The organism is Micromonospora sp. GCM10011542 (genome assembly GCF_042650685.1).
In the GTDB taxonomy this organism is placed as follows: domain Bacteria; phylum Actinomycetota; class Actinomycetes; order Mycobacteriales; family Micromonosporaceae; genus Micromonospora.
The window spans coordinates 635,191-655,970 of sequence record NZ_JBHSBO010000058.1 but is presented as its reverse complement, the minus strand read 5'-3'; the positions used below and the strand labels follow the sequence as shown (position 1 = coordinate 655,970).

The 20,780-nt window shown below is 73.5% G+C and carries 20 protein-coding genes and 1 tRNA gene; 15 read left to right on the top strand and 6 right to left on the bottom strand.

All coding sequences use genetic code 11. From position 1 onward, the window contains the following. Positions 1–107 precede the first annotated feature (107 nt). Positions 108–710, top strand: a complete 603-nt coding sequence (locus ACFOW4_RS23890) for a TetR family transcriptional regulator (protein WP_377531404.1) — start codon at positions 108–110, stop codon at positions 708–710. A 113-nt stretch (positions 711–823) separates the two neighbouring features. Here the strand turns inward: ACFOW4_RS23890 and ACFOW4_RS23885 are convergent, their stop codons facing one another. Next, positions 824–2,032, bottom strand: a complete 1,209-nt coding sequence (locus ACFOW4_RS23885) for an amino acid deaminase/aldolase (RefSeq protein ID WP_377531402.1) — start codon at positions 2,030–2,032, stop codon at positions 824–826. Positions 2,033–2,373: 341 nt separating this feature from the next. Here ACFOW4_RS23885 and tmk point away from each other — a divergent pair, with 341 nt between their 5' ends. The 6 genes from tmk (at position 2,374) to ACFOW4_RS23855 (ending at position 8,274) form a co-directional block, all read left to right on the top strand. Continuing rightward, entirely contained in the window at positions 2,374–4,434 is a 2,061-nt protein-coding gene (tmk, locus tag ACFOW4_RS23880; RefSeq protein ID WP_377531732.1) for a dTMP kinase, read from the top strand. Continuing rightward, entirely contained in the window at positions 4,434–5,684 is a 1,251-nt protein-coding gene (locus tag ACFOW4_RS23875) for a DNA polymerase III subunit delta' (RefSeq protein WP_377531400.1), read from the top strand. The genes tmk and ACFOW4_RS23875 overlap by 1 nt, the downstream gene beginning before the upstream one ends. A gap of 132 nt (positions 5,685–5,816) precedes the next feature. After that, on the top strand, positions 5,817–6,146 hold the full coding sequence (locus ACFOW4_RS23870; protein ID WP_377531398.1) for a YbaB/EbfC family nucleoid-associated protein: 330 nt from the start codon (positions 5,817–5,819) through the stop codon (positions 6,144–6,146). 1 nt (position 6,147) lies between these two features. Next, positions 6,148–6,453: a hypothetical protein gene (locus tag ACFOW4_RS23865; RefSeq protein WP_377531396.1), complete on the top strand. Its 306-nt coding sequence runs from the start codon at positions 6,148–6,150 to the stop codon at positions 6,451–6,453. Beyond that, positions 6,453–7,133, top strand: a complete 681-nt coding sequence (locus tag ACFOW4_RS23860) for a hypothetical protein (RefSeq protein WP_377531394.1) — start codon at positions 6,453–6,455, stop codon at positions 7,131–7,133. The genes ACFOW4_RS23865 and ACFOW4_RS23860 overlap by 1 nt, the downstream gene beginning before the upstream one ends. Positions 7,134–7,434: 301 nt before the next feature. Then, positions 7,435–8,274, top strand: a complete 840-nt coding sequence (locus ACFOW4_RS23855; protein ID WP_377531393.1) for a stage 0 sporulation family protein — start codon at positions 7,435–7,437, stop codon at positions 8,272–8,274. Between the two features lie 46 nt (positions 8,275–8,320). Here the strand turns inward: ACFOW4_RS23855 and ACFOW4_RS23850 are convergent, their stop codons facing one another. Then, complete coding sequence (locus tag ACFOW4_RS23850) at positions 8,321–10,084, bottom strand: metallophosphoesterase family protein (protein WP_377531391.1); 1,764 nt, start codon at positions 10,082–10,084, stop codon at positions 8,321–8,323. Positions 10,085–10,228: 144 nt separating this feature from the next. Here ACFOW4_RS23850 and ACFOW4_RS23845 point away from each other — a divergent pair. Next, positions 10,229–10,302: transfer RNA gene (locus ACFOW4_RS23845), tRNA-Thr, on the top strand. Between the two features lie 157 nt (positions 10,303–10,459). Here ACFOW4_RS23845 and ACFOW4_RS23840 read toward each other — a convergent pair. Further along, positions 10,460–11,203, bottom strand: a complete 744-nt coding sequence (locus ACFOW4_RS23840) for a hypothetical protein (RefSeq protein WP_377531389.1) — start codon at positions 11,201–11,203, stop codon at positions 10,460–10,462. Positions 11,204–11,365: 162 nt separating this feature from the next. Between ACFOW4_RS23840 and ACFOW4_RS23835 the strand changes: the two genes are divergently transcribed. Then, positions 11,366–12,139, top strand: coding sequence for a hypothetical protein (locus tag ACFOW4_RS23835; protein ID WP_377531387.1), 774 nt, complete (start codon positions 11,366–11,368; stop codon positions 12,137–12,139). A gap of 63 nt (positions 12,140–12,202) precedes the next feature. Continuing rightward, positions 12,203–12,619, top strand: coding sequence for a VOC family protein (locus ACFOW4_RS23830; protein ID WP_377531385.1), 417 nt, complete (start codon positions 12,203–12,205; stop codon positions 12,617–12,619). A gap of 16 nt (positions 12,620–12,635) precedes the next feature. Here the strand turns inward: ACFOW4_RS23830 and ACFOW4_RS23825 are convergent, their stop codons facing one another. Continuing rightward, positions 12,636–13,253: a pyridoxamine 5'-phosphate oxidase family protein gene (locus tag ACFOW4_RS23825; protein WP_377531383.1), complete on the bottom strand. Its 618-nt coding sequence runs from the start codon at positions 13,251–13,253 to the stop codon at positions 12,636–12,638. 175 nt (positions 13,254–13,428) lie between these two features. On the opposite strand from ACFOW4_RS23825, the gene ACFOW4_RS23820 reads away from it, so the two are divergent. From ACFOW4_RS23820 to ACFOW4_RS23810, 3 genes are read left to right on the top strand one after another with little or no spacing between them, the layout of a single operon-like run. Next, complete coding sequence (locus ACFOW4_RS23820) at positions 13,429–13,935, top strand: DUF2231 domain-containing protein (protein ID WP_377531381.1); 507 nt, start codon at positions 13,429–13,431, stop codon at positions 13,933–13,935. Further along, on the top strand, positions 13,932–14,480 hold the full coding sequence (locus tag ACFOW4_RS23815) for an Hsp20/alpha crystallin family protein (RefSeq protein WP_377531379.1): 549 nt from the start codon (positions 13,932–13,934) through the stop codon (positions 14,478–14,480). Before ACFOW4_RS23820 ends, ACFOW4_RS23815 begins: the two co-directional genes overlap by 4 nt. Positions 14,481–14,488: 8 nt before the next feature. Beyond that, a complete protein-coding gene (locus tag ACFOW4_RS23810; RefSeq protein WP_377531377.1) occupies positions 14,489–15,595 on the top strand; it encodes a glycosyltransferase family 9 protein in 1,107 nt (368 codons plus the stop codon). Between the two features lie 54 nt (positions 15,596–15,649). Here the strand turns inward: ACFOW4_RS23810 and ACFOW4_RS23805 are convergent, their stop codons facing one another. Further along, positions 15,650–16,528, bottom strand: coding sequence for a glycosyltransferase family 2 protein (locus tag ACFOW4_RS23805; protein ID WP_377531375.1), 879 nt, complete (start codon positions 16,526–16,528; stop codon positions 15,650–15,652). Further along, complete coding sequence (gene rfaE2 / locus ACFOW4_RS23800; protein WP_377531373.1) at positions 16,525–18,324, bottom strand: D-glycero-beta-D-manno-heptose 1-phosphate adenylyltransferase; 1,800 nt, start codon at positions 18,322–18,324, stop codon at positions 16,525–16,527. The genes ACFOW4_RS23805 and rfaE2 overlap by 4 nt, the downstream gene beginning before the upstream one ends. 125 nt (positions 18,325–18,449) lie before the next feature. Between rfaE2 and ACFOW4_RS23795 the strand changes: the two genes are divergently transcribed. Continuing rightward, positions 18,450–18,992, top strand: a complete 543-nt coding sequence (locus ACFOW4_RS23795; RefSeq protein ID WP_377531370.1) for a type 1 glutamine amidotransferase domain-containing protein — start codon at positions 18,450–18,452, stop codon at positions 18,990–18,992. A 74-nt stretch (positions 18,993–19,066) separates the two neighbouring features. Continuing rightward, positions 19,067–20,743: an MDR family MFS transporter gene (locus ACFOW4_RS23790; protein WP_377531368.1), complete on the top strand. Its 1,677-nt coding sequence runs from the start codon at positions 19,067–19,069 to the stop codon at positions 20,741–20,743. Positions 20,744–20,780: the final 37 nt, after the last annotated feature.

The window sequence follows — 20,780 nt, the reverse complement described above, 5'->3', positions numbered from 1 at the left end:
TGTTCATCCGTTGAAAGGGGTGGCACCGAGTGTCCACACCAGCCGCCACGACCGGGCCGCTGCGCCGTGTACCGGTGCAGGGTCGAAGTGTCGCGCGGGTACAGCGCATGTTGGACGCCTGCGCCGAACTTGTCGACGAGGTCGGGTACGAGGGGCTGACCACGACCCTGCTCGCCGAGCGCGCCGAGGTGGCGATCGGGTCGGTCTACCAGTTCTTCCCGGACAAGCGGGCGATCGTGCAGGCGTTGACCCTGCGCACGATGGAGTCCTACCTGCAGCGGCTCGACGAGCGGCTCGCCTCCGACGAGATGACCCACTGGTGGGACGGCGTCGACGCGGGGATCGACGAGTACATCACGATGCACCGCACCGTCCCGGGGTTCCGCACCCTGCACTTCGGCGACGTGGTCGACCTGCACCTGCTGGACGAGCAACGGGACAACAACGGCGTGATCGCCGATCAGTTGGCCCGGGTGCTCACCGAGCGTTTCGGCCTGAACGACGTACCCAAACTGCGCTTCGTGCTGGAGATCGCGGTGGAGGCGGCGGACGCGCTGATCAAGCTCGCGTTCCGGCGGCAGCCGGAGGGCGACGAGCGCGTGCTGGCCGAGGCGAAGGCGCTGATCCGGGAGTACCTGCACCGCCAGGTCGACGGCCCCGCTGCCGCCGACCGGCCGGTCGAGCAGGCCGAGGCGACCCAGCCCGTCTGAGCCGCCCGGGCGGCACGCCCCCCAAGTGCGGTCGGCCCGGGTCGCACGCCGTTTCACGAGGCGCTCGACCCGGGTCGCACGCCGCCCAGGCGGCGGTCGGCCGGTCGGGGACGTCAGAGGAAGGCGTGGCCCTCGCCCCGGTAGGTGGGTACGGTCGCCTCGATTGCGTCGCCCCGCAGCAGGTGCAGCTCGTTGACCCGTTCGCAGAGTTCACCGGCCTTGGCGTGGCGGAACCAGACCCGGTCGCCGATCCGCAGGGTGGCCGCCGCCGCGCCGGCCAGCGGGGTCTGCACCTCGCCGGCCCCCTCGGTGCCGACCAGTTTCAGCCCGGCCGGCAGCCATGGCCGGGGCAACCGGCTGTCGGCTGCCGGGCCGGAGGCGATCCAGCCACCGCCCAGCACCGTCGCCAGCTCGGGTGTCGGCCGCCGGACCACCGCGCAGGCGAAGAAGGCCGCCGGGGTGGGGCGCCAGGCGCGGTAGGCGTCGAACAGCGTCGGCCCGTACAGGCCCGATCCCGCGGTGATCTCGGTGACCGCGGGATCGGCGCTGGTCGCGGCCACGCTGCCGGTGCCGCCGCCGTTGACGAACTCCAGGTCGGCGTGCTCGCGTACCGCGGCCACCGCCGCGCCCCGGCGGGCCAGCAACTCGCGGTACGACCCGCGCTGGGCCAGCCGGATCGCGCCGGCCAGCAGCGTCTGCCCCGGCGGCGCGTCGCCCAGGCCGGCGATCTGCGCCTCGTACGACATCAGGCCGACCAGCCGGAAGCCGGCGCGACCGGCGACGGCGGCGGCGAGCGCGCCGGCCGCCCGGGCGCTGTGCACCGGGGAGCGGCGGACGCCGACGTGCACCCGTCCGCGCAGCGGTCGCCAGGAGGCGTCCAGGTCGAGGCAGACCCGCAGCTCGGCGCGTTGGCCGGGAGCCCGTACCGCGTCGACCAGGTCGAGCTGCCCGGTGCTGTCGATCATCAGCGTGACCGCGGCGGCCAACGTCGGGTCGGCGGCCAGCTCGGCGAGGGCGCCGCGGTCGGCGGTGGGGTACGCCACCAGCACGTCGTCGCTGACCCCGGCCCGGACCAGCCGGATCGCCTCGGGCAGGGTGAACGCCATCACGCCGTGCCAGCCGGGCCGGGCGAGGGCCCGCTCGATCAGGTCCCGGCTGCGGACCGACTTGCTGGCGAGCCGGAGCGGCTTGCCGCCGGCGCGGTCGACCAGGGCGGCCGCGTTGGCGTCGAAGGCGGTGAGGTCGACCACCGCGTACGGCGCGTCGAGGTGGGCGGTCGCCCGATCCAGGCGCTCGCGAAGTTTGTCGCTTTCGGTGGCCACGTGTGCACGCTAACTGTCCGACGGTGAATGCGAAATACCCTCGCGTATGTCCGGGCTGCGGTCGATGCCTCCGGCGGCCTAGGCTCAGCGAGCAGGCGAATGTCGCGGGTGGGGCGGCTCCCCACCGGGACTAGAGTGTTCCACCGGGACTGCCCAGCGATGGGCCGGCACGTGGAGGTACGGCCATCGAAAGCCAGAACAGCGGCGAGTCGCCCGGCGTGTCGCCGTCCGGCGGCCAGCCCGGCAGCGCCACGAACCAGTCCGCGAGCCAGGTGGATCCGTCCGGCTACGCGGCGATCCGCTCGGTGCTGCGGATCCGACCGTTCCGGCGGCTCTGGATCGTGCTCGGCGCGGCCTCCTTCGGTGACTGGCTCGGCCTGCTGGCCACCTCGGTCTTCGCCGCCTCCCAGGTCTCGGGCGACACAGCGAAGGGCGCGGCCTTCGGCACTGTCATCGCCATCCGGCTGCTGCCCGCGCTGGTGCTCGGCCCGGTCGCCGGCGTGTTCGCCGACCGGTTCGACCGCCGGTGGACCATGGTCATCTGCGACCTGCTCCGGTTCGTGCTCTTCGCCTCGATCCCGATGGTGGCGCTCGCCGGCGCCAGCGGCGCGATGGTGGTCCTGTGGGCGACCGTCGCCACCTTCCTGATCGAGTCGGTCACCCTGCTGTGGATTCCGGCCAAGGAGGCCGCGGTCCCCAACCTGATCCCGCGCGCCCGGTTGGAAGCGGCCAATCAGCTCACGCTGATCACCACGTACGGCCTCACCCCGATCCTCGCGGCGCTGGTGGCCGCGGTGCTCGACCGCAGCGTCCGGGCCGTCGCCGGTGGCGACCTCGGCTGGGCGGAGCCCGCCCAGCTCGCGCTCTGGGTCAACTCCTTCTCCCGGCTGGCCACCGCCCTCGTGGTGGCGTTCGGGATCAAGGAGATCAGCCGGGCGCAGACCGGCGAACGGGAGCGCACCGAGCAGAGCATGCGGCGCCAGTTCGCGGAGGGCTGGAGGTACATCGGCCAGACCCGGCTCGTCCGCGGCCTGGTGCTCGGCATCTTCGGCGCGTTCGCCGGCGGCGGCATCGTGATCGGCACGGCGAAGTTCTTCGCCGCCTCGCTCGGTGCCGGCGACGCCGCCTTCTATCTGCTCTTCGGTGCCATCTTCATCGGCCTGGCGATCGGCATCGGCCTCGGCCCGATGATCGTCAAGGAGATGTCCCGGCGCCGCTGGTTCGGCATGAGCATCGTGCTGGCCAGCGCCTCGGTGCTGGTGCTCGCCTTCGCCATCCACCTGTCCATGGCGATCCTCGGCGCGATCCTGGTCGGCGCGGGCGCCGGGATGGCTTTCCTCGCCGGCACCACCCTGCTCGGCGGCGAGGTGGCCGACGAGGTGCGCGGCCGGGTCTTCGCCGTGGTGCAGATCGGCACCCGCCTGGTGCTGATCCTGGCCATCGGCCTGAGCAGCCTGCTGGTGGGCGTCGGTGGCTCCCGCAAGCTGACCATCGCCGACCTCGGCATCTCGGTCTCCTCCACCCGGCTGTTGCTGCTCGCCGCCGGTGTCGCCGGCATCTTCGCCGGGATCAGCGCGTTCGGGCAGATGGACGACAAGAAGGGCGTCCCGGTCCTGGCCGACCTCTGGGGCTCCATCCGGGGTCGTCCGCTGATGCCGGCCGAGCCGTTCGTCTCCGCCGGGCTCTTCGTGGTCTTCGAGGGTGGCGAGGGCGCCGGCAAGTCCACCCAGCTCGCCGCACTGGCCGAGCGGCTGCGCGGCCAGGGGCGCGACGTGGTGGTCACCCGCGAACCGGGTGCCACCACGGTCGGCGAACGGATCCGTTCGCTGGTGCTGGAGACCTCCGGCGAGCAGGCGCCGTCGCCGCGCGCCGAGGCGCTGCTCTACGCCGCCGACCGGGCGCACCACGTGGCCACCGTGGTCCGGCCGGCGCTGGTCCGCGGCGGCGTGGTGATCAGCGACCGGTACGTCGACTCGTCCCTGGCGTACCAGGGCGCCGGGCGGACGCTCCCGGTCGACGAGGTCTCCTGGCTCTCCTCCTGGGCCACCGGTGGGCTCAAGCCCGACCTCGTGGTGCTGCTGGACGTCGAACCGCAGACGGGCCTGTCGCGGGTGGCGTCGCGCAACCAGGGCGCCGACCGGCTGGAGGCCGAGTCGGTCGCCTTCCACGAGCGCGTCCGGTACGCCTTCCTCGACCTCGCCGCGGCCGACCCGAAGCGCTACCTGGTGCTGGACGCGTCCCGTCCCGCCGACGAGATCGCCGAGCGGGTGGCACGGCGGGTCGAGCAGATGATCGGCACCCCGGGCGGCATCGTGCACCCGAGGCCGGCGCAGGGCCCGGACACCTCGGTGCAGCCCGAGTTATCCGACGCGGAGCTGGTGACGATGGAGCACCGGACCTGATGCCGGACGTCTTCGCCGACCTGGTCGGCCAGGACGAGGCGGTGGACACGCTGCGCCGGGCCGCCGCCGCGGCGGCGGCCGTGCTGCGCGCTGGCGCGGCGGAGCGGACGCCCGCCCTGATCGCCGCTGGCCCGGCCGAGGCTGCTCCGGCCGGGGTGGACCCGGCCGCCGGGATGACCCATGCCTGGATCTTCACCGGGCCGCCCGGCTCCGGTCGCTCGGTCGCGGCGCGCGCCTTCGCCGCCGCCCTGCAGTGCGTGCACGGCACCGGCTGCGGCGAGTGCCCCGGCTGCCACACCACCATGGGCGGCACCCACGCCGACGTCCGGCTCGTGGTGCCGGAGGGGCTCTCCATCGGCGTCGGCGAGATGCGCGCGCTGGTGCTGCGCGCCGCCAGCACCCCGTCCGGCGGGCGTTGGCAGGTGGTGGTCATCGAGGACGCCGACCGGCTCACCGAGGCGGCCGGCAACGCACTGCTCAAGGCCATCGAGGAGCCGCCGCCGCGCACGGTGTTCCTGCTCTGCGCCCCGTCGACCCACCCCGACGACATCTCGGTGACCATCCGGTCGCGCTGCCGGGTCGTACCGCTGCGGCAGCCCCCGGCCGTGGCGGTGGCCGAGGTGCTCGTCCGGCGCGACGGCATCGCGCCCGACGTGGCCGAGTGGGCCGCGGCGGCCGCACAGGGGCACGTGGGGCGGGCCCGCCGGCTGGCCCGCGACCCGGAGGCCCGCAAGCGGCGCGAGGCGGTGCTCGCCGTGCCCCGCCGGCTGACCGGCGTCGGCGCGGCGTTCGACGCGGCGTCCGCGCTGATCGAGGCGGCCGAGGCGGAGGCCGAGGCGTCGGTCGCCGAGTCCGACGCGACCGAGCGGGCGGCGCTGGAGACGGCGCTGGGGGCGGGCGGCACCGGCCGGGGTGCGGCCGGTGCGCTGCGGGGCGCCGCCGGGCAGCTCAAGGAGCTGGAGAAGCGGCAGAAGTCCCGGGCCACGCGGGCCCAGCGGGACGCGCTGGACCGGGCGCTGGTCGACCTGGCCGGCTTCTACCGGGACGCGTTGACCATGGCGCTGCGGGCACCGGTCGCTCCGGTGCACACCGACACCGCCGCGCTGGCAGCCGCGGGCGCGCAGAAGTGGGACGCCGAGGGAGCGCTGCGCCGGCTGGAGGCGGTGCTGGCCTGCCGTGCGGCGATCGAGGCGAACGTCAAGCCCCGGATCGCGGTCGAGGCGATGATGCTCGCCCTCTGGAAGGGCTAGGCCCACCGGGGTCCCGCCGGCCGGACCGGTCATCCACAGGCATCGACAGGCGCGATTGCCGCGGGGTACGGTCCGGTGATGCCGTGGTGACGGTTACGGCACGCTCAGTGATGACCCGGGAGGAGTCGGCCGATGCCGCGGGGGGAGATCGACGAGGCCTGGATCGAGGAGGCGGTGCGGCGTTACCGCCGGATCGAGTCGCTCCAGGCCGAGTTCGACCAGGCGGTGACGGCCGTGGAGGTCACCGTGCGGTCGCCGGACGGGCTGGTCGAGGTGGTGGTACCCGCCGGCGGGCGGATCACCGACGTCCGGTTCCTCGGCCCGCTGCACAGCCGCAACCCCCGCGACGTGGCCGGGTCGGTGCAGGCCGCGGTCACCGCTGCGGCCGACGCGGCCGAGTGGGCCCGGGAGAAGCTGCACAACGAGACGTTCGCCGCCTACCGACCGCTCGCGGGGGCCTGACATGCACGCACTCCACGGGCTCGCCGTCCGGCTCGACGAGGCCGGCGCCACCCTCACCGCGCTGTCCCGCACGGTGACCGCCGGCGATCCACCGCAGGCCGCGTTCGGCGCGGACGCCCCGGGCCGGCCCGGCGAGATCGGCCGCGCGCTGCACCGGCAGTGGACCGCCGCGACCGACGACCGGTCCCGCGAGGCGCGGGCCGCCGCCGGTCGACTCGCCGCCGCCGCCGCGGCCGTGCGCGAGGCCGCCGACCGCTACGGCGAGGTCGACCGGGCCGCCCGGCGCCGGCTGATCGGGGAGGCGTGATGGACGCCCTCGACCGGCTGGCCGAGCCCGGCCTCGACCTGCTGCGCCGGGTGGACACGCTGCTCGCTGCCGGGGTGCCCGAGGGGCACCGGGTCTGGCCGCTGCTGCGTCGGATGCAGGTGTTGCCCGGCGACGCGGTCCGCGGCTTCCTCGACCTGCACCCGGCGCCCCTGTCCGGGGCCGGGCACTCGGTGCGCCGGCTGGTCCGGAGCTACGACGACGTCTCCGCCACGCTGACCGACCCGGTGCTCTGGTCCGGGCCGGCCGCCTCGGCGTACGAGCGGGAGCGGGCGGCGTTGCTACGCCACCTCGACGAGGGGCCGGAGAGCCTGGTCGGTCGGCTGGAGTCCACCGCCGGGTACGCCGACGCGCTGGCCGACTGGGTGGAGGGCAGCCGTCTCGCGCTGGCCCGGGCCCTGGCCGACGTGCTGCGCTCGGCCGAGGCGGTCACCGTGGTCGCCGCCACCGCGACCGGTGTGCCGACCCGCCCCGGGCCGGTCGGTCCCGGGGTGGCCGACGCCGCCGAGATCGCCGCGCGGGTGCTGGCGGTGCTCTGCGTCGCGTACGACGGTGCCGAGACGCTGCTGCGGCAGTGGGCACCCAGCCTGGCCGAGTCGGCCTGGCGATCGCCGGCGGACGGGCACTCCCGGTACGACCTGCCCACCCGGGTCGGCTGGTAGCCGACGGCCTCTCATGGCGGGGCAGGCCACGGCGTCGCGCACGGTGCCCGGCCCTCGGGCCGGCACCGGCGGCGACGCCGTGGTCTTCCCCCTGCACCCCCCGCAGGTATGTCTCCACTCAACGCCGCCCGGCCTCGTTTGTCCCCCTCCTCGGCCCGGATTCAACCGTCCGGGCCAGTGGTGGCGGCGCAACGGATGGGCCGACAATCGGTCAAGTCGACGGTCATGGATGGCAGCGGGGCGTAGTCGTCCGGCAACGGCCGGCGCGGCCCACGGCGGTGGTCCGTCGTAGGGTGGGGGCATGGGCATGCTCTGCGCGGTCAGCTTCAACCGGTACGGGCGCCTCTACTACCTCGACCCGGGCGAGTGGCGTCCGCAGGTCGGCGACAAGGTGCTGGTGCCGACCGACGACGGGCCCGAGGTGGCCGAGTGCGTCTGGGCCGCGCAGTGGGTCACCGAGGAGACCGACGGTTTTCCCCGGCTGGTGGGCCTGGCCGGCGACGACGACCTGCGCCGCGACGAGACGCTGCGCCGGCGCAAGGCCGAGGCGAAGGTGGCCGCGAAGCGGCTGATCCGGGCGCACGGCCTGCCGATGAAGGTGGTGGCCGTCGACCACGTCCTCGGCTCCGCCGAGGGCGGCGGCGAGCGCAGCACCGTCTACTTCACCGCGCCGCACCGGGTGGACTTCCGCTCCCTGGTCCGCGACCTGGGCGCGACCCTGCACTGCCGGGTCGAGCTGCGTCAGCTGTCCGCGCGCGACTCGGCCCGGGTGCAGGGCGGCATCGGCTCCTGCGGGCGTGACCTGTGCTGCGCCACGTTCCTCACCGACTTCGAGCCGGTGACGATCCGGATGGCCAAGGACCAGGACCTGCCGCTCAACCCGCTGCGCATCTCCGGCGCGTGCGGTCGACTGATGTGCTGCCTGAAGTACGAGCACCCGCTCTACCAGCGGTTCCAGGAGTCCGCGCCGGCCGTCGGCAGCCGCGTCTCCACGCCGGAGGGCGACGGTCGGGTGGTCGGCCACAGCGTTCCCCGCGACGCGGTGACCGTCCGGCTGGACGCCGACGGCTCCCGCTGCTCCTGCTCCCGCGCCTCCGTCTGCGCTCCCCGCCAGGCCCACGACCAGCACTACACCTCCTGACCGCCCGCCCCCGCCGCGGCCCAATGGTCAACCAGGTGTCGCGGGGTCAGCGGAGGGTGATCGGGGGTTCGGCCAGGCGGGGGGTCAGTGGGGTCTTCGGAGTCAACCAGCTCGCGGTGGGGGACTGATCCGGGTTGACCTGCCAGTCGCGGGCGACCCGGTCCACGGCGACCGGGTAGATGGTCAGCGTGCCGTCCGGGTCGACGCGCAGCCGGAGGAACGCCTTGGAGTCCTCGATGCCCTGGCCGGCGAAGAGCTCGTTGACGTTCACCCCGAGCGACCCCGCCACCAACAGGTACGCCGCCACCAACTGGCTGGCCACCAGGCCGCTCACCGGTCCGTAGAGCACGGCGGCGGCCACCACCGGAAGCGGCCACGGCCAGTCGTAGAAGGGCAGTGACAGCCACGCCCAGGTGCCAGCGGCGGCCAGCCCGACGTGCGCCAGCCCGTGCCCGACGCCGAGGATCCAGTTGCGGGCGTGCCGTCTGCCGGTGGCGCTGGGCGGCTTGGCGAACAGGGCCGCGCCCAGCACCGTCACCAGCAGCATCGCCGCCAGCGGGACGCTGAACAGCCGCTGCTCGGTGCCCCCGGCCCGGTTCGCCGCCACGCCCGCCATGGCTAGCATCAGCAGCGTGTGCAGGGTGCCGAGCAGGGTGGTGAAGCCCGGGTTGCGCAGCGGCAGCCGGGGGAAGATGCCCCAGCCGTAGCGCCGGGAGCGGGCCGCGTCCGGATAGCGGGCCACCAGGTCGTACGGGCGGGTGCGGCTGGCCCGGCGGGCCAGGGTGTCCCGCGGTGGCACCTCGATGCGCTCCGGCAGCTTGTGGGTGGGGTAGAGGTACGCCCCGCCGCCGCCGCAGGTGATCAGCTGCCGGTCCGCGCCGGCGTACCGGGCGTAGTGGTGCAGGTCGCCGGAGAGCAGCAGCCGGACCTTCGCCCCGGTCGGAGAGATGATCGTCCGGATGAAGTAGTCGATCGAGTCGTACGCCGTGGGGTGCTCGGCGGCCTTCACCCAGGTCGGTGCCGGTGCCGCAAGGATGATCTTCGACTCCGGGCCGAGCCGGCGGGCGACCTCGTCGAAGTACGCCAGCTGCGGATCGTCCAGGTACGAGCCGGACTGGTCGTCCACGCCGAGCAGCCACCAGTCGGCCGGCAGCTCCACCGCGAAGTACGACCGGGACTGGCCGGTGTCCCAGCCGCCGAAGTGCCGGTCGCGGGACCGGACGAACAGCCGCAGGAACGCGGTCAGCCCGTCGTACCAGTCGTGGTTGCCGGGCACCGCGAAGAGGGTGGGCCGCTCGGGCGGGGTCACCGGCAGAGCGGCCTGGTACGGCCCCTTGCACCGGTTCTCGTACTCGGCGTACGCCGCCGACGGGTAGACCTGGTCGCCGCCCATCACCAGCGTCTGCGCCCGGGGCAGCCGGTGCCCGTCCACGGTCAGCTCCGGCTGTGCCAGCAGGTACGCCACCGAGTAGGTCGCGTTGAAGCCGTCACCCAGGTCCGCCACGTAGTCGAGCCACAGCCCGCCGTCCGCCCCGACCTGCCGCGCGACGCGGGCGTCGAGGGAGTTCTGCAGCTCCCGCTTGTCCAGGTACGCCCCGAAGAGCATCGCCAACAGCGTCCGGATGCCGGTGCTGATCAGCAGGAACGGTGCCAGCCACGGCACCGGCTTGCGCGGCGTGAAGCCCAGCTCCAGCGGATCCGTCGTCCGCGGCCGGCGGGCGGCCCGCTCCCCGGCCGGCTCACCGTTGGTATGCCCACCCGTCCGCTCGGGATGATCGGAGCCGTCGAGAGGGGCGTGATCGTCGCTCACGCGCCGCAGCGTAGCCCCGACCCGCGACGATCGCTGTCCGGTAGACGTCCGGATCGTCTTCGATGTCCGGTTACCGTCGCCGGGCGGGACAGGGGTATCCCGTTCGGCCGGCTCCGGTGGGGTGCCGTACACTTGACGATCGTTGCCGCCTTAGCTCAGTCGGCTAGAGCGACGCACTCGTAATGCGTAGGTCGACGGTTCGATTCCGTCAGGCGGCTCGGCACAGAAGCCCAGGTCAGAGACCTGGGCTTCGCCGTTTCCCAAGGTCGACAACAGCGCCGCAGGCCGTGCCAGCCCGCACATGGGCAGAGTGGCGCTCGCCTGCGTGCCGGCACGCCCGGGGTGCCGATCGTCGATTGTCGCGGCCGTCTTCGTTCAGCGAGGGGAATGGGCAACGCTCGGTCGCCTCGCGCCAACGATCGATCCCACCAGCAGCAGGACAAGACACAGCGGCACCAGCACCGGAGCGAAGGACCGCCAGATGGGCCACACCGGCTCGGCGAGCCCGTCCGTGAACAGGTCCTCCCAGGTGAGGGTCACGGCCGGGATCAGGGCGATCGTGACCAGCAGGCCGACCAGCCGGGGTAGCGGTGGACGTCGTCGCGCCGCCAGCCAGACCAGCGCGGCACCGGCGGCGGCGCCGAGGAGGGTGCCAGTGAGCGTGGCGGCGAGGAGCCCGTCCGGCGCGGCCGGTTCGACCTTCAGCACGGACCCCTGTGCCCGGTGGGCAAGCGTGATCCTCAGGCCGTCCCGCTCGGCCTGCCAGCCGTCGCACGACGCACCCGGTACGCGACGCAGGCCCTGCCAGCCCTGGGCCTGGGCGTTGCGTCGTAGCTGCTCGGAGAGTGCGCAGTCGACGCGGTAGCCGTACTGGAAGTCCGCTCGACTGGAGCCGTAGTCGGCAGGGGCCAGGAAGACGCCGTACCGGTAGCCGCGTATCGACGTCGAGCCGGTTGGCTCGGCCTCCGGGAGCAGCTCTGCCGCCACCCTCGGAGCCTCGGCCAGGTTGAGCGGCGTGACGCCGCGACCGCCGTACCAGGAGCCGACGGCCAGGCCGACCGTGCCGAGCAGCGCAGCGCCGAGCAGCAGCATCGCGAGGAGCCGCACCCGAGGTGCCACCGACCCACCCCCCTTTGAAGTGCGGCACACCGTAGCTGCCCGGCAGCCACCTCCGATGCCCGTACCACGGCGAAAGCGCTGGTGCTGCGGCTGCCGTGAATCGGGGCGACACCCCTCAATTCGGGGCAACGGCACGCCACAATCGGGGGGGAGGTGGTTGTGGTGTCCAGGCGAGCGGAGACACCGCCTCGCGGCTGGCAGTTCTGGCGTCCGGCGTTCTGGACCCGGCCCGCACTGCTCGTGCTCTACGGCGTGCTGGCGGGCGTACTCGGGCTGTGGGCGCTGGCCGACGTGCCCGACGGCATCCGCGACGCCGTCTCGATGCGGCGAGCCGCTGAGTGCCCCGCGTGGATGGCGCGGGTGGAGCCGGATCTCGACCCGCCGAAGGGCTGTCTCGAGCGGATCCCGGTCACCGTTTCGGGCCCCTGGCACAGCCGGGGCCCCGGCAGCACCTGGCACCTCATGGTGGAGCAGGACGAAGAGTTCGTGCTCTTCGCCGAGACCCACGTGCCCACGGTGGGCAGCCGCAGACTCACCGACGGCGCCCAGGCGGAGGCGCTGCTGTGGGAGGGCACGCCCGTGGCGATCGAGCTACCGGCCGGTGGTCGGGTCGACACCGGGGCCGGGGGGCACCGCGGCTGGTTGCAGGCTCTGTTCCTCGGGGTGTTCGGCGTCGCCGTCGTGCCCATGCTGTTCGAGGCGGCGCGGCTCAAGCTCCGTACCACGGACGGTTGGTGGTCGGTCCGGGGCGGGAAGGTGGGACCGACGGTGTGGAATCCGCTGATGGGCGTCGCGTGCCTGCTGGCGAGCCCGTCGGCGCTCGCCACCGTGCCGCTGATGCTTGGTCTGAGCCTGCGCTGGGTGGCCGGCGTCGCCCTTGTCGGTCTCGGTCTGGCCGTGTACGTGGTGATCAGAGGCGCGTCGACTGCCCGATGAGTTTCCCGGCCCGCAGCGGTCCATCCTGGGAACCTGTCCGCCCGACACAGGAGGCGTCCTCTCATGACCTTCGCGCCCGTGATCGTCAGTCTGCCCATCGCCGACCGTCCGACCTCGCACCGCTTCTACCGGGACGGGCTCGGCCTCGAGGCGATCGGGGAGGTGGCGGACGATGGCCTTCCCGAGCCGTTGCAGTTCGTGGTCAACGGCGGGTTGCGGCTGATGCTCATCCCGACCGGCGGATTCGGCTGGGTGATCGGCCAGCACGAGGTGGCGGCCCGGGGGCACAGCGAGTGCCTGCTCAACCTGCCGGTCGCGACGCCCGAGGACGTCGACCGGCTCGTCGAGCGAGCGCGTGCCGACGGCGCCGAGGTGGTCACCGAACCGGTCGCCCAGCCCTGGGGGTACACCGGCGTGTTCGCCGACCCGGACGGTCACCTGTGGATGGTGTCCGCCGAGTTTCCCGGCGCGGGCGCGTAGCGATGACGGGGCGGGATCAGACGTAGATCTTCTTGGCGTACTCCGGGCCGTAGTGCCGTTCCAGGTCCTCCAGGCTCTCGGCCGGGGCCTCGACCTCCTTGATCAGCCGGGCGCGGGACGGCAGCGCGTCGGGCTGCCAGGTCTCCGGCCGCCACAGCTCGGAGCGGAGGAACGCCTTGGCGCAGTGGTAGAAGATCTGCTCGATCTCGACCACCACCGCGAGGATCGGGCGGTGGCCCTGGACCACCATGTCGTCGAACCAGGGCGCGTCGCGCACCAGTCGGGCCCGCCCGTTGATCCGCAGCGTGTCGGTCCGCCCCGGAATCAGGAAGATCAAGCCGACGTGCGGGTTGTCCAGGATGTTGCGGTAGCCGTCGGCACGCCTGTTGCCCGGCCGCTCCGGCAGCGCGATGGTCGTGTCGTCGAGCACCAGGGCGAAGCCGGCCGGGTCACCCTTGGGCGAGACGTCGCAGCGCCCGTCCGCGCCCGCCGTGGCCACCAGGCAGAACGGCGCCGCGGCCAGCCACTGCCGGTCGCGTTCGTGCAGCCGGGGGCGTTCCTTGTTCGCGGCCCGCGCGTTCGGCACTCCGAGCAGCTCGCGCAGCTCCTCGTGCGAGGTGATCTCCACCGTCACGTCACCCTCCCCCGAGCCGTTGAGTCGGGTGGCGGCGCCACCGTCCGACGGCCTCGCCGCCAGCCTAGGCCGCCGCGACCAGCGCGAGGTTTGCCCCCGGGAGTCGGGGGTACCGCCTCACTCTGCGCGTCCGCGGCACGACCAGTCACGCAGCGCCGACCAGTGGAGGCCGGAGATGGAGAGTCGACTCAAGGTACTGGGTCATCCCGTCCACCCGATGCTGGTGATGTTCCCGGTCGGCCTGCTGGTGACCGCGGTCCTGTTCGACCTGGTGGACACCGTCGGCGGGCCGGACTTCCTCGGCGAGGTCGCGTACTGGAACATCACGGTCGGTCTGATCGGCGGCCTGCTCGCGGCGGCGGCCGGCACGTTCGACCTGCTGGCCATCCCGACCGGCACCCGCGCCAAGCGGGTGGCGCTGCTGCACGCCGCCGCCAACCTCGCGGTGATCCTGCTCTTCGCCGCGATCTGGGTGGTCCGGCTCAACGCCGAGTCCCGGGCCGCCGGTGGCGCTCTGCTCGCCATCGAGGTCGTCGCGCTGGCGATTCTCGGCATCAGCGCCTGGCTCGGCGGCGAGTTGGTCGACCGGCTCGGCGTGGGCGTCGACGAGGAGGCGGGTCTGGACGCGCCCAGTTCACTGCGGCCGCCCGCGGCCACCCAGCGGATCGGAGAGGTGCGATGAGCGAGCAGAGTGGCGGCTTCGGACGGGGTTGGCGAGGCCGGCAGCAGGGCTGGGACCCGATGGGTGAGCTGCAGTCGTTGCGCGCCGAGCTGAGCCGGCTGGTCGGCGGTCGGGCCGGGTCGTCCGACGTGGAGCTGAGCGAGACCGCTGACGGCTGGGAGGTCGTGGTCCGGCTGCCCGGCGTGGCGCCGGAGGAGGTGGCGGTCGAGCTGGACGACCGGGAGCTGTGCGTGCGTGCCCGCTCGGAGGCCGAGGTCAACGCCGACCAGGGCATCCCGGGCGGCTTCGAGACCCGTGGCTTCGAGTACCGGGTCGACCTGCCGTCCCGGGTCGATCCGGACGGCATCGACGCGGTGATGGACCACGGTCTGCTCCGGGTCCGGCTGCCCCGGGCCGCCCGGCCCACGCCACGCACCATCACCGTGGGCCGCACCGGGCCGCGCTCCGCCGGCCTGCCCGTCGGTACGCCGACGCCGGTCGACCCCGCGGCGGACCGGGAGCTGCACCACCCGGACACCGCCGCTGGTGAGATCGACCGGCCGTAGCGAGCCGCGTGGTCACCCCGTCGCTGCTCGGCCCCACCGCCGAGCGCGTACCCGACGTGGAGCGCATCGCCGTGCTGCGCGCCAACGCGCTCGGCGACTTCATCTTCGTCCTGCCCGCGTTGGATTCGTTGCGGGCTGCGTACCCGCGGGCGGAGATCGTGTTGCTCGGGGCGCCGTGGCACGCGAAGCTCTGGCGTGACCGGCCCGGCCCGGTGGACCGGGTGCTGGTGGTGCCGCCGGCGCCGGGCATCCGCCACCCGGAGCCCGGCGAGCCGGAGTCGGCCATGGACGACTTCGTGACCGCCGCCGGCAGCGAGCGCTTCGACCTGGCGGTGCAGGTGCACGGCGGGGGCGCCAACTCGAACCCGCTGATCAGCAGCCTTGGTGCCCGGGTCACCGCCGGGCTGCGTGCCGAGGACGCGCCCCCGCTGGACCGGTGGATCCGGTACGTCTACTACCAGCACGAGGTGATCCGCTACCTCGAGGTCGTGGCGCTGGTGGGTGCCCCGGCCACCACCATCGTGCCGGCGCTGGCGGTCACCGACGCCGACCGGGTCGAGGCGGCCCGGGTGCTCGGCCCGCCCGCGCGGGTCCGCGTGGCGCTGCACCCGGGTGCCACCGACACCCGCCGCCGGTGGCCGGCCGACCGCTTCGCCGAGGTGGCCCGCGAGCTGCACGGCGACGGGTACGAGGTGCTGGTCACCGGCACGCCGTCGGAGCGGGAGGTGGTGGACCGGGTGGTGGCCGCGGCCGGGGTGCCGGTCCGGCCGCAGGTGGGCACGCTCAGCCTCGGCGGCCTGGCCGGCTGCTACGCCGACTGCGCGCTGGTCGTCTCCAACGACACGGGCCCGCTGCACCTGGCCGCCGCGGTGGGCGCCCCGACGGTCGGCATCTACTGGGTCGGCAACTTCATCACCGTGGCGAACCCGCTGCGCGGCCGGCACCGGCCGATCAGCTCGTGGACCGTGCACTGCCCGGTCTGCGGGGTGGACTGCACGCCCGGCATCTACCCGCACCGGCCCGGCGACGGCGAGTGCCCGCACCGGGACTCGTTCGTCGTCGACGTGCCGACGGTCGAGGTGCTGGAGGCTGCCCGGGAGCTGCTGCGGTTGTAAGGAGGGGCCCCTTGTTAACGCCCTGGCGTCAACAAGGGGCCCCTCCTTACATACTCAGGCCGGTTGCGGGGCGTCCTCGTCGGCGAGCACGATCTCCCACGCCTCCACGTCCCGCTCGGTGACCGTGGTGGGCGACTCCAGGTGGTAGGCGCCGCTGGGCAGGATGCCGGCGCCGCCGTACCGGGCCAGCACCGCGAGTTGGGCGGCCACGTCCTCGCCCTGGTGCTTCTCCGGCAGCCGACGCCAGAAGTCGAAGCCGCCGCAGTCGACCAGCCTGGCCCGGTCGTAGAGCACGCACCCGCCGATCCAGGAGATCTTGTACGCCCGCCACGCGCCCGCCGGCAACGCCAGCTTCCCCGTCACGTGCAGCAGGTTCGCCGCCGAGTGGATCTGCGCCCGGTCCCACTCCGGGGTCCCCGGCCGGACCCGCTCCGGGAGGGGCCGGCCGATCCACTCCTCGTAGCGGTCGTGCGTCTGCGGCCGGACGTCGTCGGCGTACGAGAGGCCGTGCACGGCGTTGCCGACGAACCCGCAGTCCAGCTCGCCGATCGCGGTGACCAGCCGGTGCAGCGTCCCCGGTTCCAGCCAGACGTCGTCGTCCAGGGTGAGCACGTACCGGGCGGCCGAGGCCGCCAGCAGGTACGCCCGGTGCTCGGCGAGGCCGCGCCGGGGCAGCCGGCGGGTGAGCAGCACCGGGTGCCCCCGGTGCCGCAGCGCCCGGACCACGGTGGCGGCGGCCGGGTGGGCGAACGCCGGCTCGCCGTCGGACTGGTCGCTCACCACCACCCCGAAGCCGGGCACCCCCTCCTGGGCGGCCAGCCCGGCCAGGGTGACCGCCAGCTCGGCCGCCCGGTTGCGGGTTGGGATCAGCACGTCCAACCGGCGGTCGGCGCGGAACTCCGCCGGGTCGCCGAGGTCGAGGGGCCGGTTCACGACGGTCGGGTGGTCAGCGACGCGTCGACGTCCCGCTCGTGGCGGTTGGCCCGGATCCGCTCGATGATCGCCGAGGTGGACCGGTCGGGTACATAGCCGAGGGTGCGGACCTGGCCGCCCAGCCGGCGTACCAGCGGCGCCTCCGGCACCAGCTCGGGCGGGTAGTCGCCGCCCTTGACGTAGACGTCCGGACGGACGGCCTCGATGAGCGCCGCCGGCGAATCCTCCTCGAAGACCACGACGTGGTCCACACAGGACAAGGCGGCGAGCAGCGCGCTGCGGTCCTCCGCCGGGTTCACCGGCCGGTCCGGCCCCTTGAGGCGGCGGACACTGCCGTCGGAGTTGACCGCGACCACCAGCAGGTCGCCCAGCTCCCGAGCCTGCTCCAGGTAGCGCACGTGCCCCCGGTGCAGCACGTCGAAGCAGCCGTTGGTGAACACCACCGACCGGCCGGCGGCGCGGTGCTCGGCGATGAGCGCGTCCAGCTCGTCGGCCTCGACCACCGCGGGGTGCCCGGCGTCCGCCGGCGGGAGGTCGAGCGCGGTGAGCAGGTCCTCGCGCCGGCACACGCAGGTGCCGGTGTCCGAGACGGTGATGGTGGCGGCCAGTTGGGCGAGCTGTGCTGCGGTGGGCAGCGGCGCTTCGGCGGCCAGCGCCAGCGTCATCGCGGCCAGGTACGCGTCGCCGGCCCCCACGGCATGACTCGCCGGCACCGGGGTGCTGTGGCTGCGTCGCGGCTCCCCGTCCGCGCCGCCGACCACCGCGCCCTCGGTGTCCAGGGTCACCGCCACCACGTCGGCGCCGGTGTGCGCGCGCAACTCGGCCAGGCGGGACTCGGCCAGTTCGGCCCGGTCGACGCCCTCCCCGACGACCGCGTTCACGGTCACGCCGGTGCCGGTGACACTCAGTCCGTCGCCGGTCAGGGCCACCCGACTTTCGCCGGGCGTCGGCTCGCCGACCGGTCCCGGGCGGTCGGCGCGCACCTCGGCGTCGCCGGTGCGGGCTCCGCCCGGCGCGGCGCCGACGGTGAGTTCCGACGGGCCGTCGCTCGGGTCGCCGTCGGGGTGCTCCAGGTGCAGCTCACTGCCGGTGGTTGGCCGCGTCGTGCCGGCCGCGCGGGCGAGCAGGCGGGTCGCCTCGGCGAAGCTCGGGGTGACCACGGTCGGCGCGAGACCCCGCCAGTCGGCCAGGTCGTGGGCGTCCAGCGCGACGGTGGCGTAGCGCTCACGCTGCTCGACCAGCCAGGCGCGGACCGGCGCGGGCAGGGCACCCAGGCCGTAGTCGCAGACCACCAGGGTCGGCGCCTCGCCGCCGGCGGCGGCGCGCAACTCCTCGGTGGCGCAGTCCAGCGCGGTGAGCAGCCGGGCCACCCCGTCGACGTCGAGCGGGTCGTCGGGGCCGCCGGAGTCCTCGCGCAGCAGGATCTGGTTGCCGGCGAGCATCCGCCGCTTCACCGGGGTGGGTCGTCCGGGCTGGTTCACCGTACGGTCCCAGACGCCGGCGCGGTCCAGACAGTCGTGCAGTTCGTCGCCGGCCACGTCGGCGCCGACCGGTGCCACCAGCACCGCCCGGCCGCCGAGGGCGGCGACGTTGACCGCGGTGTTCGCGGCGCCGCCAGCGGCGGAGATCCGCCGGCGCAGGGTGAGGATCGGGGCGGGCGCCTCCCGGCAGAGCCGGTCGGAGTCGGCGAACCGCCACTCGTCGAGCATGGCGTCACCAATGATCAGGACGGGGCGCCCGAGCCAGCTTTCCACGACGGTGGCGAGCCGGCGCTGTTCCGCTGCTGCTCCTGCCATGCCTCCCGGGATCCCCCGAGGTCCCCAGGTCAAACCCGCGCCGGCGGGCCTCCAGGACGGGGACGTTTCGGGCGTAGGGGCCAGGGAAGGGGATCGGGGTACCCCCGGAGAGGAGATGCATCGAGATGGCAGCGACGACACTGCAGGGCAAGCGGATCGCCTTCCTGGCCGCCGACGGCGTCGAGGAGGTCGAGTACGTCCAGCCGCGCGCGGCGGTGGAGAACGCCGGCGCCACGGTCGAGCTGGTGTCGCTCAAGCCCGGCTCCATCCAGTCCTTCAACCACCTCGACCAGTCCAAGACGTACGAGGTGGACGTCACCGCGGACAAGGCGGACGCCGGCGGCTACGACGCGCTGGTCCTGCCGGGCGGGGTGGCGAACCCCGACTTCCTGCGGACCGACCCGGACGCGGTCCGGTTCGTGCAGGCGTTCTTCGAGGCGGGCAAGCCCGTCGGGGTGATCTGCCACGGTCCATGGACGCTGATCGAGGCGGGCGTGGTCCGGGGCCGCCGGATGACCTCCTGGCCGAGTCTGCGTACGGACCTGACCAACGCCGGCGCCACCTGGGTCGACGAGGAGTGCGTCACCGACGGCAACCTGACCAGCAGCCGCAAGCCCGACGATCTGCCCGCCTTCTGCGCGGAGATCGTCAACCGCTTCGCCGCCTGATCGGTTCCGGCGGGGGCGACGGGGTTTTTCCCGGTTCGGGGGCATGTTCCCGGAGGGCCGGGAAAGAAGGGCAGATGACCACCGAAGCCTCCGCCGCGCCGGTGCTGAACCGCCAGCAGATCCGTCTGCTCATGATCGGTCTGATGACCGGCATGCTGCTCGCGGCCCTCGACCAGACCATCGTGGGTACCGCCCTGCCGACCATCGTCGGCGAGCTGGGCGGGATCAACCACTACTCGTGGGTGGTCACCGCGTACCTGCTCGCCTCGACGGCGTCGACACCGCTGTACGGCAAGATGGCTGACCTGTACGGGCGCCGCCCGGTCTTCCTGTTCTCCATTGGCACGTTCCTGCTCGGGTCGCTGCTGGCCGGCCTGTCGCAGAACATGACGCAGCTGATCATCACCCGGGGCATCCAGGGTCTCGGGGCGGGCGGTCTGCTGACGTTGGCGTTCACCATCATCTCGGACGTCGTCTCACCCCGGGAACGTGGCCGCTACCAGGGTCTGTTCGGCGCGGTCTTCGGCATCTCCTCGGTGGCCGGGCCGCTGGTCGGTGGTTATTTCGCGGAGACCGACTGGCGGTGGATCTTCTACATCAACGTGCCGCTGGCGATCCTGGCCATCGTGGTCTGCTACCACGTGATGCGGCTGATCCCGTTCGAGCGGCGGAACCACGCCATCGACTGGCTGGGCGCGGGCCTGCTGGTGGCCGGGGTGAGCTGCCTGCTGCTGGCGCTGAGCTGGGGCGGCAACGAGTACGCCTGGGGCTCCGGCGTGATCATCGGCCTCTTCGTGGCCGGCGCGGTGCTCGCCGTCCTCTTCGTGCTCCAGGAGGCCCGGGTCGCCGAGCCCATCCTGCCGCTGCGGCTGTTCCGCAGCGCCACGTTCGCGCTGGCCAACTCGGCCGGGTTCGTGCTGGGCCTGGTGATGTTTGGCTCGATCATCTTCATCCCGCTGTACCTGCAGATCGTCAAGGGCGCCTCGCCGACCCGCAGTGGTCTGCTGATGCTGCCGATGATGACCGGCATCATCGTCACCTCGATCATCACGGGGCGGGCGATGAGCCGGATCGGCCGGTACAAGTGGTTCCCGGTCGCCGGGTCGGTGACCCTGCTGGTCGGGATGCTGCTGTTCACCCAACTGTCGGTGGGCACCTCGCTCTGGATCGCCTTCGGCTTCATGGTGGTGATCGGCGTCGGCCTGGGCCTGTGCATGCAGTCGCTGGTCCTGGCGGTGCAGAACGCGGTCTCCGTACGCGACCTGGGCGCCGGCACCTCCTCGGCCACCTTCTTCCGGTCGCTTGGCGGTTCGTTCGGCGTGGCGATCCTCGGCGCGGTGCTCTCCTCCCGGCTGGCCGGAGGGTTGGCCGACCGGCTGCCCGGCGCGATCGCCCAGCTTCCGCCGCAGCAGCAGGCCGCGGTCCAGGCGAGCGGTGGCGCGAACATCTCGATCAACGACCCGGCGACGATCATGGCCCTGCCCGGGCCGGTGCGGTCGGCGATCCAGAACGCGTTCGTCGAGGCGCTGGACATGGTCTTCCTGACCGCCGGCCTGATCGCGATCGTGGCGGTACTGGTGACGTTCGCGCTGCCCGACAACCAACTGCGCGGCGCTGGCCCGCAGGGTGCCACCGGCGGAGCCGACCCGCTCGGCGGTGAGGCCCCGGCGCCGGGCGGCAAGCCGCTGACCAAGGAGTCGAAGGAGGAGGCCGCCGCCGACATGGAGGCCAAGTCCCAGACGATGATCTGACCGTCTCCGTCGCCGACCGTCCCCGGGAACCTTCGCG